This is a genomic window from Streptomyces sp. NPDC058221 (assembly GCF_042882365.1).
Lineage (GTDB): Bacteria > Actinomycetota > Actinomycetes > Streptomycetales > Streptomycetaceae > Streptomyces.
In genome coordinates, this window is sequence record NZ_JBHVWF010000103.1 from 1 (window position 1) to 12,506 (window position 12,506).

The 12,506-nt window shown below is 71.6% G+C and carries 11 protein-coding genes; 3 read left to right on the forward strand and 8 right to left on the reverse strand.

Annotated features, from left to right (window positions below):
* Window positions 1–228: 228 nt before the first annotated feature.
* Window positions 229–1,218 carry an Ig-like domain-containing protein gene (locus ACFVW8_RS27375; protein ID WP_389694526.1) on the forward strand — a complete coding sequence of 330 codons (990 nt, stop codon included), beginning with the start codon at window positions 229–231 and terminating at the stop codon, window positions 1,216–1,218.
* Window positions 1,219–1,296: 78 nt separating this feature from the next.
* Here ACFVW8_RS27375 and ACFVW8_RS27380 read toward each other — a convergent pair whose 3' ends face one another.
* The 3 genes from ACFVW8_RS27380 to ACFVW8_RS27390 form a co-directional block, all read right to left on the reverse strand.
* Window positions 1,297–2,673 carry an alpha-amylase family protein gene (locus ACFVW8_RS27380; protein ID WP_389694482.1) on the reverse strand — a complete coding sequence of 459 codons (1,377 nt, stop codon included), beginning with the start codon at window positions 2,671–2,673 and terminating at the stop codon, window positions 1,297–1,299.
* 212 nt (window positions 2,674–2,885) lie between these two features.
* A complete protein-coding gene (locus ACFVW8_RS27385; RefSeq protein WP_389694484.1) occupies window positions 2,886–3,740 on the reverse strand; it encodes an ABC transporter permease in 855 nt (284 codons plus the stop codon).
* Entirely contained in the window at window positions 3,737–4,645 is a 909-nt protein-coding gene (locus ACFVW8_RS27390; RefSeq protein ID WP_389694486.1) for an ABC transporter ATP-binding protein, read from the reverse strand. Before ACFVW8_RS27390 ends, ACFVW8_RS27385 begins: the two co-directional genes overlap by 4 nt.
* Before the next feature lie 133 nt (window positions 4,646–4,778).
* Here ACFVW8_RS27390 and ACFVW8_RS27395 point away from each other — a divergent pair, with 133 nt between their 5' ends.
* Together ACFVW8_RS27395 and ACFVW8_RS27400 are read left to right on the forward strand one after the other, a co-directional pair.
* On the forward strand, window positions 4,779–5,999 hold the full coding sequence (locus tag ACFVW8_RS27395; RefSeq protein WP_389694488.1) for a sensor histidine kinase: 1,221 nt from the start codon (window positions 4,779–4,781) through the stop codon (window positions 5,997–5,999).
* The gene (locus tag ACFVW8_RS27400; protein WP_389694490.1) at window positions 5,996–6,703 is read left to right on the forward strand and encodes a response regulator; all 708 of its coding nucleotides are present in this window, start codon (window positions 5,996–5,998) and stop codon (window positions 6,701–6,703) included. Before ACFVW8_RS27395 ends, ACFVW8_RS27400 begins: the two co-directional genes overlap by 4 nt.
* Before the next feature lie 212 nt (window positions 6,704–6,915).
* Here the strand turns inward: ACFVW8_RS27400 and ACFVW8_RS27405 are convergent, their stop codons facing one another.
* From ACFVW8_RS27405 to ACFVW8_RS27425, 5 genes are all read right to left on the reverse strand, one after another.
* Window positions 6,916–7,527, reverse strand: a complete 612-nt coding sequence (locus ACFVW8_RS27405) for a response regulator (RefSeq protein WP_389694492.1) — start codon at window positions 7,525–7,527, stop codon at window positions 6,916–6,918.
* Window positions 7,524–8,705 (reverse strand): sensor histidine kinase, encoded by a 1,182-nt coding sequence (locus ACFVW8_RS27410; RefSeq protein ID WP_389694494.1) that lies wholly within the window; start codon window positions 8,703–8,705, stop codon window positions 7,524–7,526. Before ACFVW8_RS27410 ends, ACFVW8_RS27405 begins: the two co-directional genes overlap by 4 nt.
* Window positions 8,702–9,442, reverse strand: coding sequence for an ABC transporter permease (locus tag ACFVW8_RS27415; RefSeq protein WP_389694496.1), 741 nt, complete (start codon window positions 9,440–9,442; stop codon window positions 8,702–8,704). Before ACFVW8_RS27415 ends, ACFVW8_RS27410 begins: the two co-directional genes overlap by 4 nt.
* Complete coding sequence (locus ACFVW8_RS27420; RefSeq protein ID WP_389694498.1) at window positions 9,439–10,374, reverse strand: ABC transporter ATP-binding protein; 936 nt, start codon at window positions 10,372–10,374, stop codon at window positions 9,439–9,441. Before ACFVW8_RS27420 ends, ACFVW8_RS27415 begins: the two co-directional genes overlap by 4 nt.
* Window positions 10,375–10,541: 167 nt before the next feature.
* Complete coding sequence (locus tag ACFVW8_RS27425) at window positions 10,542–12,482, reverse strand: hypothetical protein (protein WP_389694528.1); 1,941 nt, start codon at window positions 12,480–12,482, stop codon at window positions 10,542–10,544.
* Window positions 12,483–12,506: the final 24 nt, after the last annotated feature.

Below are 12,506 nucleotides of genomic sequence, written 5' to 3' on the forward strand. Positions count from 1 at the left end.
AAACACCCCCCCTCTCTTGGGGGCGTCGGTTTTTTTTTTTAACCCCCCCCCCGGGGGGGCCGGCCCGGGGGGGGGGGCGGGGGGCGCCGGCGGCCCCCCCCCCCCCCCTCTGTGCTCCGGGCCCGTGAACTTGGCACGCGCTTTACGCGCCGTCCGCAACCGCGGCGCCCGACTCGATGTCTTTATAAATGTTGAATCCTTGAAGTAGTGACGCGAGTGGAGCAGGACATGCGGCGGGGCAAGGGCGTTATAGGGATCGCGTTGCTGGTGAGTGCGGTACTGGCGGGCACCAGCGCATGCGGCGGCAAGTCGTCGGGCTCGGACACCGCCGCCGACGGCGCGAAGGGCGGCGCGTCGGCGAGTGCGTCCGCGCGTCCGTCGCCCACGCACCCCACGGGCCCGCCGATGCTGCTCGACTCGATCGCGCCGCTGGACAAGGCGACGGTCGGTGTCGCCATGCCCATCTCCGTGGTCTTCACCAACCCGGTGGCCGCCTCGGCCCACAAGAACATCGAGAAGCACCTCAAGGTCTCCGCCTCGGTCCCCACCAACGGGGCCTGGCACTGGATGGGCGACAAGCGGGTCGACTGGCGTCCGGAGAACTACTGGAAGACCGGCACCAAGGTGCGGCTCGACGCCGATCTGAAGTACGTCTCCAACGGCAGCGGCCGCTACGGCACCCACCCCTACACCCACTCCTTCACCATCGGTGACGACGTCCGGGCCGACGCCTCGGTCACCGGCCACACCATGAAGGTCACCCGTAACGGCGCCGCTGTCCGGACGCTCTCCATCAACGCGGGCAGCGCCGAGTACCCGACCTGGAACGGCACGATGGCCGTGATCGACAAGCAGGAGAAGGTCCACATGACGTCCTGCAGCGTCGGTATCAGCTGCAACAAGGGCGATGCGAACTACTACGACCTGACCCTGCCCTGGGACATCCACCTCACCCAGTCGGGCACCTACGTCCACTTCTCCACCGGCGACACCAACCCGGGCAGCGGCAGCGCGCTCGGCTCGCACGGCTGCGTGCACCTCTCGCTGTCCGACGCGAAGTGGTTCTACGGCCAGGTCAAGCAGGGCGACCCCATCACGGTCACCGGCTCCCCGCGCGCCAAGGCGTCGGCGGACAACGGCTACGCCTCCTTCAACCTGTCGTGGTCGCAGTGGCTGGCCGGGAGCGCGAACGGCGCACAGACCACGGCCGGCCTCTAGAGACGCGAACGGCGCAACGCCCGGCCGACGGGGTCCTGACGGACCCTTCCGGCCGGGCGTCGTGCTGTTCGCGCGGGCTCAGGCGTGCAGGGCCAGCGCGCCCTTCGCCGGGACGGACGCCGTCACGGTGCCGTCGTCGCCGACCTCCACGGTGTTGCCGTCGCAGGCGTCCGGGGAGGCCTGCGCCACGTTGCAGTAGGTGCCGGCCGGGAGCGACGTGGTGAACGACTGCTCAAGGGTGTCGTCGCCGTTGTTGATGGCCACGAAGCCCTTGTCGCCGCGTCCGAAGGCGATGGCCGACGATCCGTTGTCCCACCAGTCGGTCAGCTCGGCGCCCTCGGTGGCGTTGTGGAAGCCCACCATGCCGGTGATCGCCGTCTGGGCGTGCACGCAGGTCCAGCCGTCGCCTCCGCAGGTTGCCGCGCCGCCGCTGGGCGGACCGGCGTCCTTGTCCGACCACTCGTAGCCGGAGAAGACGTTCGGGGAGCCGTAGGGCGAGGCCAGCATGAAGACGTTGGCCAGGGTGTAGGCCGAACCGTCCTTGTACGTCAGCGTGGAACCGTTGCGCTCGGTGTCCCAGTTGTCCACGAACGTACGGGCGTTCGCGCTCGCCAGCTTGCCGTCGGCGACGCTCTTCAGTCCGGTGAGGGAGCCGCCCTGGAAGGCGCTCTTGAGATGGCCGCCGTAGCGGAACTCGTCGACGTCCCCCACGCCCGTGTACTCGTCGGGCTGTACGGCCTCGCCGCCGCCGTAGATGACCTCGGTGACCCAGAAGCCCGGGTCGGCCATCTTGCCCTTGATCGCGGAGATGTCGTCGGCCGCCATGTGCTTGGCGGCATCGATGCGGAACCCGTCGACGCCCAGGGTGCGCAGGTCGGAGAGGTAGGCGGCGATGGTCGACCGGACGGCGTCGCTGCCGGTGTCGAGGTCGGCCAGGCCGACCAGTTCGCAGGTCTGGACGTCGTCGCGGTCGCCGTAGTTGCTGATGTCCTTGCGGCAGGCGTGGAAATCCTGGTCCTGGAAGTATCCCGGGTAGGTGTACTTCGTGTACTCCGTGCCGCCGGTCCCGGTCCCGGAGCCGGACGACATGTGGTTGATGACGGCGTCCGCGACGACCTTCACACCGGCCGAGTGGCAGCTCTCCACCATCGAGCGGAAGGAGTCACGGTCGCCGAGGCGTCCGGCGATCTTGTAGCTGACCGGCTGGTACGAGGTCCACCACTGGTCGCCCTGGATGTGCTCGGAGGCGGGCGAGACCTCCACATAGCCGTAGCCGGCCGGACCGAGCGAGTCGGTACAGGCCTGGGCCACCGCGTCGTACTTCCACTCGAACAGGGTGGCGGTGACGGTCTTGTCGCCCGGCGGGGTCGCCTGCGAGGTCCAGGGGGCGAGGGCGGTGATACCGGCGGCGGCCACCAGGCCGGCCAGTGTCGCGCGAGCGGCGCGGGAACTCATCTGCGGCTCCTTCGGTCGCGGGTACGGGCGAGCCCGTACCCGTCGTGGGCAGCCACGCGCCTGGCCACCGTGGGGGGAGTTCGGAGCCTGCCGTTCCAGCGATGGACACGTCAAGAGTTACGCAAGAATTTCCAGCATGTTTCTGAAATCACTTGCAGGGAAGACCGGTTGGGGAGGCGGGCGGAGTGCGCCCGCCTCGCGGCCGTCCGCCGTCACTGGTCCCGGCGATGCACCGCGACCACCGCCAGCACACCTGCCACCAGTGCCCAGAGAGCGTAGACCGTCCACGCTCCGCCGGCCCCCCACGGAAAGAGTTCGCCGGCGTGCTGCGTCTCCGTGCCCGTCAGGCGCTCCCACGCGCTGTAGGGCAGGGTGTGCTGGAGCACCGCTGTCAGGTGGCGGCGGGAGCTCAGGACGATGGGGAGCAGGAGCAGCACCACCACACATCCGACGATGGAACCCCCGGTGTGGCGGAGCACCGTGCCGATCGCCAGACCCGCGAGCGCGGCCACCGGGGCGAGCAGCGCGGAGGCCACGATGATGCGCAGGGCGTCCGGGTGGCCGAGGGAGACCGAGGCGTTCCGGCCGGAGAGGATCGCCTGGGTGGAGGCGAACGAGGCCGCGGCGACGAGTGCGCCGAAGACGGTGGTGACCGCGGCGAGGACGAGCACCTTGGCGGCCATCACCGAGCGCCGGGCCGAGACCGCGGTGAACGTGGTGCGGATCAGACCGGTGCCGTACTCGCCGGTGACCGATACGGCGCCGATGGCGGCGACGGCCAGCACCAGCACCGTGGCGGCGTTCCCGGTGAAGGCGTCCATGAGCGGTGAGCCGTTGGCCATGAAGGACTCGCGGCCGTGCTCGTCGTACTCGTACCAGTACTTGTAGTGGTCGTACGCCGTACCGGCGTTGAACGCGACGACGGCCAGCGCGGTGATCACGTACAGCCAGGGGGTCGAGCGCAGCGACCACATCTTGAGCCACTCGGCGGCCAGCAGGTCACCGAATCGGGCGCGGGGCCCGTCGTGCGCCACGCGGACTGCGGGCGTGGTCGTCGCCGTGGTCATCGGGGGTCTCCTGCGAGGTATTCGACGCTGTCTGCGGTGAGTTCCATGAACGCCTCCTCCAACGAGGCTCTGGAGGTCGTGAGTTCGTGCAGCAGGACGCGGTGCCGGAAGGCCAGTTCACCGATCCGTGCAGCGGTCAGGCCGGTCACCGTGAGGCGGCCCCCGTCCGGTTCCACCGAGGCCCCCTCGGCGGTGAGCAGCGGGGTGAGGGTCGCGGCGTCGGGAGTGCTCACGGTCACGCTCAGCCGGGTGCCCCGGGCGGCGAACGCGGACAGGCTCTCGGCTGCGATGAGTTCGCCGCGGCCGATGACGACGAGCCGGTCGGCGGTGTTCTCCATCTCGGTCATCAGGTGACTGGAGACGAACACCGTGCGGCCCTCCGAGGCAAGGCGGCGGAACAGTCCTCGCACCCACAGCACCCCCTCCGGGTCGAGGCCGTTGAGCGGTTCGTCGAAGAGCAGCACCGGCGGGTCGCCGAGGAGCGCGGTGGCGATGCCGAGCCGTTGGCGCATCCCGAGCGAGAAGCCGCCGATGCGCAGTCGGGCGGCTTTGGCAAGGCCGACTTCCTGGAGCAGTGCGTCGACCCGGGTGCGCGGGATGCCGTTGCTGCGCGCCAGTACGGCGAGGTGGGCGCGGGCGGTACGGCCGCCGTGGACGTCGCCCGCGTCGAGGAGTGCGCCGACGTGACGCAGCCCGCGCGGGTGGTGGCGGAACGGCCGGCCCTGGAGGGTGGCCGTCCCGGCGGTGGGCTCGACCAGGCCCAGGAGCATGCGCAGGGTGGTCGTCTTGCCGGCCCCGTTGGGCCCGAGGAAGCCGGTGACCTCGCCCGGCCGTACGGTGAATGTGAGGTCCTTGACGGCGGTGGCAGCGCCGTATCGCTTGGTCAGTCCGTTGACTTCGATCACGCTGTCCACAGTCCTGTGCGCAGGCCCCGTTCGTCATCGGACCGCCGTCGGCACCTGCCGGGAGCGCGTGTCGACCGTGGGTGTACGACCGTGGTCCGATGCCGGGCCCGGCGGCGGTGGCTACGATCGGCGCATGTCCCCGTCGCCGCCTGCCGTGCCCCTGTTCAAGCGCGTACCGCCGGGCGCCTGGGTGGCGGTCGCCTGGTGCGTGGGGGTGGCGCTCACCGTCCTCATGCGGGTCCAGCTGCCCGGCGAGTCCGAGCCCTCCGTCATGCCTGGCGTGCTGCTCTACCGCTGGGACGGTCTGCTGACGCAGGCGATCGCCTCGGCGATGCTGGCCGGCGGCTGTGTGCTGACGGCGCGGCGTCCGCTGGCCTCCCTCTCGCTGGTGCTCGCCGCCGCCGCCTTCGCCACGGTCTCGCTGAGCGTGGGCGAGATCCCGCTCGCGCAGTTCCTGGCAGTCGATGTGCTGCTGTGCTTCATCGGCGCCACCCGCCCGCTGAAGACCGGCCTCATCGGCCTCGGCCTGGCGCTCGCCGTGCTGGGCGGCTTCGTCGCCACCCGGTTGCTGTCCGGGTGGTTCGCCGGTACGTCGGCGGAGCTGACCGTCGCGCTGACGGCGGTCGTGGCCTGGCTGGCCGGCCGCTCGGTGCACGAGGCACGCCGGCACGACGCGGACCTGACCGCGCAGGCGGCCCGGCAGGCGATCACCGCCGAACGGCTGCGCATCGCCCGCGAGATGCACGACATGGTCGCGCACAGCGTCGGCATCATCGCCCTCCAGGCGGGAGCGGCGGCCCGGGTCGTGCACACCCAGCCGGACGCGGCCCGCGAGGCGATGAGCGCGGTGGAGACCGCGGGCCGGGAGACGCTGTCGGGGCTGCGCCGGATGCTCGGTGCACTGCGGCAGGACGGGCCGGACCCCGAGGGTCCGCTGCGGGAGGCGGCGCCGCTGCACCCGGCGGAGGGGATGGCGGACGTCGACCGGCTGGCGCGTGCCACCACCGCGGCCGGTGTCCGGGTGGAGGTTCGGTGGCAGGGCGAACGGCGCCCACTGCCGCCGGACATCGATTTGTCGGCATTCCGCATCATCCAGGAGTCGGTGACCAACGTGGTCCGGCATGCGGCCACCGGTTCCTGCCGGGTGTCGGTCGAGTACGGATCCGAAGAGCTCGGCATCGAGGTCGCGGACCGCGGCCGGGGCCCGGGCCACTCCGCGGACACCGGGTTCGGGCTGATCGGTATGCGCGAGCGGGTCGCCCTGCTGCACGGCGAGTTCACCGCCGCCCCACGCCCGGAGGGCGGCTTCCGGGTGACGGCCCGGCTGCCGGTGCCGGAGGGGGACGCGGCATGAGCGACCGGGACGGGACCGCCCCGGTGCGGGTGCTGCTCGCCGACGACCAGCCACTGGTGCGGGCGGCGCTGCGCATGGTCATCGCCGACCTCCCCGACATCGAGGTGGTGGGCGAGGCGGGGACGGGCGACGAGGCGGTGCGACTGACCGGGCAACTGGCCCCCGACGTCGTCGTGATGGACATCCGGATGCCGGGGCTGAACGGCATCGAGGCCACCGAACGGATCACCGCGGGGTCCGGTACCGCGCATGTGCTGGTCCTCACCACGTTCGACGACGACGAGTACGTCTACGGCGCCCTGCGCGCCGGCGCGGCCGGATTCCTGGTCAAGGACATGGCGCTGGACGACATCCTGGCTGCGGTCCGGGTGGTGGCGGCCGGGGACGCCCTGATCGCGCCGAGTGTCACCCGCCGGCTGATCAAGGACTTCGCGGGGCGCCCCGCGACGGCGGCGCCGCAGCGGCCGCTCACCGCGATCACCGAACGGGAGCGCGAGGTGCTGGTGCTGGTCGGCAGCGGGCTGTCCAACGCGGAGATCGCGGAGCGGCTGTTCATCAGCGTCGCCACCGCGAAGACGTATCTGACCCGGCTGCTCGCCAAGCTGAACGCCCGGGACCGGGTGCAGCTGGTCATCATCGCGTACGAGGCGGGCCTGGTCTCCCCGGGCCCCCCAGCCCCTTCCGGCCCCACCGCCGGCCGTTAAAGCCCCGCCGCCCCCTCAAACCCCACCGCCGACCGTTCAAGCCCCGCCGGCGATTGAGGCGCGGGGTCCGGGGCGGAGCCCCGGCCAGAACGGCGAGCCCCCGTCTGCCCCGGGGCACCCAGGCACCCGGCCCCTGGGCACCCGGCCCCTGGGCACCCGGCCCCTGGGCACCCGGCCCCCTGGGCACCCGGGCGCCTGGGCGCGCCAGGCGCCTACAGCCACCCCTTCTCCCGCGCCATCCGAACCGCCTCCGCCCGATTCCGCGCCGCCGTCTTCTGGATCGCCGTCGAGAGGTAGTTGCGGACCGTCCCCTGCGACAGGTGCAGCACCGCCGCGATCTCCGCGTTGGTCGAACCGTCCGCCGCCGTGCGCAGCACCTCGCGCTCCCGCTCGGTCAGCGGGCTTGCCCCGTCGGCGAGTGCGGCAGCGGCGAGGCTCGGGTCGATGACGCGTTCACCGGTGAGTACCTTGCGTACCGCTTCGGCGAGCTGGGACGCGGGGGCGTCCTTCACCAGGAACGCGTCCGCCCCCGACTCCATCGCGCGGCGCAGGTAGCCGGGCCGGCCGAAGGTGGTGACGACGACGACCTTCACGTCCGGGAGTTCGCGGTGCAGCTCCGCCGCCGCGTCGATGCCCGTCATACCGGGCATCTCGATGTCCAGGAGGGCCACGTCGACATCGTGGTCCCGGGCAGCGGCGAGCACCTCGTCGCCGCGGGCGACCTGGGCGACCACCTCGATGTCGGGCTCCAGACCGAGCAGCGCGGCCAGGGCTTCGCGCACCATGGACTGGTCCTCGGCAAGGAGGAGTCTGATCATGCTCATTCCCGGGATCCTAGGCCGGATTCGAGCGGCACGCCGAGGGCGAGGGTGAAGCCCTTTCCGGAGCGGGAGTTGGTGGCCCGGCTGGTCAGTGTCCCGCCGACGGCGTCGAGGCGCTCCGCGATGCCGGTGAGGCCGTTGCCCGGTGTCGTCCCGGAGGCGCCGCGGCCGTCGTCGGCGACGGTGAGTTCGAGGACCCGCCCGTCCAGGGTCTGGCGCGGGACGAGGGTGACCGTGCAGCTCCGGGCGCCGCTGTGGCGTACGACGTTGGTGACGGCTTCCCGCAGCGCCCAGGCGAGTACCTCCTCCTGCTTCTCGGGGAGGTACTCGGGCGGCTCGGCCGGGATGTCGGCGGTGATTCCGGCGGCGGCCAGCGCGGTGCGGGCACCGGCCAGTTCGCCGGGGAGGGTCGGGCGCCGGTAGCCGGTGACGGCGCTGCGCACGTCCACCAGGGCCTGCCGGCTGACCCGTTCGATGTCGGCGACCTGTGCGGCCGCCTGCTCCGGGTTGGCGGGGAGCATCCGCCCGGCCAGTTCGCTCTTGAGGGTGATCAGCGAGAGGGAGTGACCGAGCAGATCGTGCAGATCCCGGGCGAGACGCAGCCGTTCCTCGTTGGCGGCGAGCTGGGCGACGGTGGCCCGGGCCTCGCGGAGCTGGATGGTGGTGAGGATCATCTGCCGGATGCCGGTCATCGAGAAACCGCCGAGCAGCGCCGGGAAGACCAGTGCCGTGATGATCTCGCGCGGGTGGTCACCGGCCAGGCCGATGCCGATGAGTACGGCGGCGGCGGCCGGGATCAGCCAGCGGGCCGTCCGCAGGGGCAGTGCGGCCCCCGCGCAGACCGAGACGTACACGAAGAGGACCAGCCACGCGCTGCCGAGCGTCAGGGACAGCGTGACGGCGAGGGCGCTGAGGAAGGCGAGCACGATCCGGACCTGTACCGGGCTGAGCATCCTCGGCGAGGGACGGAAGACGAGAAGCAGATAGCAGCCGACGAAGACCACCAGTCCGAGGATGCCGAGCGCGGTCGCCCACGCGGTGTGGGCGCCATCGGCGAGATCCTTGATCGGCGCGCTCATGAAGGCGAGCCAGACGCCGATCCAGAGGCTCTTGATCCCGGCCTGTTTGCGGTTCCCCGGCGGGCTCCCGATGCCCACGGACGTCTCGTCTTCTTCCTTCACGCCTTCAGGGTGTCCTTCCGGTAGAGCCAGGCCGCACCGCCCGCGAAGAGCAGGAAGTAGACGCAGAGGATGGCGATGTCCTTGCCGTGCGGCGCGCCGCCCATCTCGACGGCCTGGCCGAGTGCAGCGTACGCGTGCGTGGGCAGCCACTCGGAGATGTTCTGGATCCACTGCGGGAAGGTCGCGGTGGGCATCCACAGACCGCCGAGGATGGAGAGCGCGAAGTAGATGAGCATCGTGATCGGGCGGACCGCGTCACCGCTGGCGAGGTAGCCGATGGCGACCCCGAGGGCGGCGAAGACCAGCGAACCGGCCCAGATGAGGCCGGTGAGGGCCAGCCACTGCCAGGCTTCGAACCGTACGTGCTTGGCGGAGGCCGCGACGAGGAAGACGACCACGATGCAGGGCAGGGTGACCATCGCGGCACTGGCGATCTTGGCCAGGACGTAGCCGCGGCTGGGCAGCGCGGTCAGCCGGAGCTGGCGGACCCAGCCCTTCTCGCGCTCCTTGGCGATGCGCTCGCTGTTGCCCATCAGGACGGCGGTCAGCGCACCGAAGGAGGCCATCGAGACCATGAAGAACGACTGCAGGGTCAGATCGGTGTTCGGCACCTTGTCGGTGGTGTTCTGGGTGCCGGAGATCAGCACGTAGAGCACCGACGGATAGATGATCGAGAAGAACATGAACTTCTTGTTCCGCAGGGTGCGGGTGACTTCGAGCTTGATCAGTGTGTTCATGCGGTCCTGGCCTCCTCGGCCTCGGTGATGGCGACGAAGGCCTGCTCCAGTCCGAGTCCCGCGACTTCGAGCTCGCGCGGGTAGAGGCCGAGACCGTAGACGGCGTGCACGGTCGCGTCGGCGTTGTGCGACTGGATACGGATCCGCCGGCCGGTGATGTCGAGCGAGGAGAGGAACGGCAGGGCCCGCAGAGCCTCTTCGTCGATCCGGCCCTCCAGCTCGAAGGAGATCCGGCGGGCCCCGGCCATGGCCTTGATCTCGGCCGCGCTGCCGTCGGCGAGCATCCGGCCCTTGTGCAGGACCAGGACGCGGTCGGCGATGGCGTCGGCCTCTTCGAGGTAATGGGTGGCGAACAGCACGGTGCGGCCCTGGTCGGCCTGCTCGCGCATGGTGGCCCAGAAGGCCTGCCGGGCGGTGACGTCCATCCCGGTGGTCGGCTCGTCGAGCACGATCAGGTCGTTGGCCCCGGCGGTGGCGAGCGCGAACCGTACGCGCTGCTCCTGCCCGCCGGAGAGCTTGTTGACCATGCGGCCGGAGATCGAGGCGATACCGGCCCGCGACAGCACCTCGTCCACCGGGTAGGGCCTGGGGTGCAGATCGCAGACGAGACCGACCAGCTCCTTGACGGTGACCTCCTCCATCAGGCCGCCGGTCTGCAGCATCGCACCGACGCGGCCGGCCGCGATGGCCGCCTGTGGGGTGGTGCCGAAGAGACGGACCGTCCCGGAGTCGGCGGTACGCAGGCCGAGGAGGAGGTCGAGGGCGGAGGACTTGCCCGCGCCGTTGGGGCCGAGGAGCGCCACGGTCTCGCCGGGGTGCAGGTCGAGGGTGAGCGCGTCCACGGCGCGCACGTCACCGTATGCCTTGCTGACCTGGTCGAAGCTGACCACGGCGGTCTTCGCCTCGGTGGCTTCGGGGGCTGTCGTTGTCATGGGTCAAGACTGACAAAACAGGGTGCGCGCCCGGCAGGGTCACGGGTCGTGAATCCGGGATGACAGATGTCATGCCGTACGTGTGACGGGCGCCGCGGACCGCACGGACATACGCCGCCGCCCCCGCCGGAGGTCCGGTCGGGGGCGGCGTGCGGTGCTGGCCGGTGTCAGCCGTTGCCGCCGAGGTCGATCGTGACGGTCCGCTCGGCGGGGGTCTTGCCGAGCAGCGCGCCCCTCATGGCGAAGGCCACGTCGTCCGCGCTGAGCTGGTGCTTCGTTCCGTCGCCCTTGGTGACCATGATGCCGTCGAAGACCCCTTCGCAGAGGGTGTCGATGGCCTTCTTGTCGTAGTGGTCACTGAGCTTGGTGCCGTTGTCGACCGGCAGCATCGAGAGGATCTTCGGCAGCGACTTGGCCGGGCCGAACTGGATCTGCTTGGCCCCGGCCTTGATCGTGATCAGACCGGACATCGCGGGCTGTGCGAACTCCTTCATCGCCCGGTTCAGTTCGGCCTGATTGATGGTGGGCTCGCGGGTGACGACCGGAAGCTCGACGGTGGCCGTCCGGCCCGTCTCCACCTGGGCCCGGTAGGCGTCGCGCACCGATCCCATCGACTGGTTGACGTCGAGCGCCTTGCCGGCCTTGCCCGGTACGGCGACGGCCTTGCCCGGCTCGAACCTGATCGTGCCGTTGCTGGCCGAGCCCGAGGCGCCGGCCAGGTCGGTCAGTGCGACTCCGAGCTTCTCCTGGTCGACCGGGATGACCGGGTCGATATCGCGCTTGCCGCCGAAGAGGGAACCGATGACGGAGACCGGGTTGTAGTCGCTGCCCGCCGCGCCGCGCACGGTCGCCTGGCTGTCCAGGGCGAGTCCGGCCTTGTCCGGTGCGATCTGCGTCTTCCTGCCGTCCACGCTCAGCTGGAGCGGGGACTTGGCCCGCTTGCCGAGAGCCGCGTCCAGCTTCTCGACGGCGTCCTCCTTCGTGCCGCCGCCGATGTCGACGCCGAGGACGGTGGTGCCCTTGGGGACGTCGGAGTGGTTCATCAGCAGCCCGGCGCCGTAGGCGACCACGAGCAGACAGACGGCGGCCACGCCGAGCAGGACCAGCTTCGAACGGCCCTTCTTCGCCGGGGCCTTCGCCGCGGCGGGCTCCGGGGCGGGGCGGGCGGGCGCGGGCGCCTGGGCCGCGAATCCTCCCGGGCCGGCCGGGCCGGTGCCCATCGGGTTCTCCGGGACCCGCGGTGTGAGATCGGGGCCCGGGAACGGCGGCGGCGTCGCGCGGTGCTCCGACGGCACCACCGGGATGCCGCTGTTCAGCGTGTCACCCGAGACGTTGTCACCGGAGCCGGAGCCCACGGGCGGGAACTGCGGCGTGAGGACCGCGGTGTCGTCGGACATCCGCGGCGGTACGCCACCGGGGCCGCCGGGCGCCTTCGGTCCGCCCGGTCCGCCCGGTCCGCCGGGCCGCTGGCCGAAGGGGCCGGGGCCGTCGAGGTTGGGGGTGAGCGGGGAGCTGCCCGTGGCCGGTCCCGTGGTGGGTCCGGAGGGGCCGGGCGTACGGATGCCGAGATTGGGCGTGGAGCGCGGACCACCGGGGCCGTCGGAGCCGTCGGACCCGGGCGCGCCCGGGTCGCCGGCGCGCTGGGGACCGTCGGAGAAGTACGGCAGATCGGCGCGCGGGCCGGCCGGCGGGGTGGCCCGCTCGGGGCCCGGACCGTCCGGCCGTCCGGCGGGACCGGCGGCGAAGAAGCCCGCGCCGTTCGTACCGGCACCGCTCGCACCGGCACCGTTCGGATTGGCACCGTTCGGGCCCGTTACGTTCGCGCCCGCCCCGTTCGTGCCACCGCCCGGCGAAGGGCTGCCCGGCGAAGCGCCCCCGGACGTATCCGTCGAGGAGCCCGTCGGGGGCTTGCGCGGCGCGAACCAGTCGCTGCCGCCCTTCTCCCTGGCCGGCTTCTCGGGAGCGGGTTCCGCCGCGGGGGCGGCCCCGTCCCGGGCGTCGGGTCCCGGCGCGGCCGGTGGCCCCTGCGCGCCGTCGGGCGCGGCCGCGCCCGGGCGCGGGGTGCTGCCCGTGCGCTCGTTGCCGGGGCCGCCGTCCGCGTCGCTCATGGGCGTGCGCATGACGACAGGCGG

Excerpts from the sequence above, each read along its gene's own strand:
- ACFVW8_RS27375 (WP_389694526.1), top strand. The coding sequence starts at position 229 with ATGCGGCGGGGCAAGGGCGTTATAGGGATCGCGTTGCTGGTGAGTGCG.
- ACFVW8_RS27380 (WP_389694482.1), bottom strand. The coding sequence starts at position 2,673 with ATGAGTTCCCGCGCCGCTCGCGCGACACTGGCCGGCCTGGTGGCCGCC.
- ACFVW8_RS27385 (WP_389694484.1), bottom strand. The coding sequence starts at position 3,740 with ATGACCACGGCGACGACCACGCCCGCAGTCCGCGTGGCGCACGACGGG.
- ACFVW8_RS27395 (WP_389694488.1), top strand. The coding sequence starts at position 4,779 with ATGTCCCCGTCGCCGCCTGCCGTGCCCCTGTTCAAGCGCGTACCGCCG.
- ACFVW8_RS27400 (WP_389694490.1), top strand. The coding sequence starts at position 5,996 with ATGAGCGACCGGGACGGGACCGCCCCGGTGCGGGTGCTGCTCGCCGAC.
- ACFVW8_RS27405 (WP_389694492.1), bottom strand. The coding sequence starts at position 7,527 with ATGAGCATGATCAGACTCCTCCTTGCCGAGGACCAGTCCATGGTGCGC.
- ACFVW8_RS27415 (WP_389694496.1), bottom strand. The coding sequence starts at position 9,442 with ATGAACACACTGATCAAGCTCGAAGTCACCCGCACCCTGCGGAACAAG.
- ACFVW8_RS27420 (WP_389694498.1), bottom strand. The coding sequence starts at position 10,374 with ATGACAACGACAGCCCCCGAAGCCACCGAGGCGAAGACCGCCGTGGTC.
- ACFVW8_RS27425 (WP_389694528.1), bottom strand. The coding sequence starts at position 12,482 with ATGAGCGACGCGGACGGCGGCCCCGGCAACGAGCGCACGGGCAGCACC.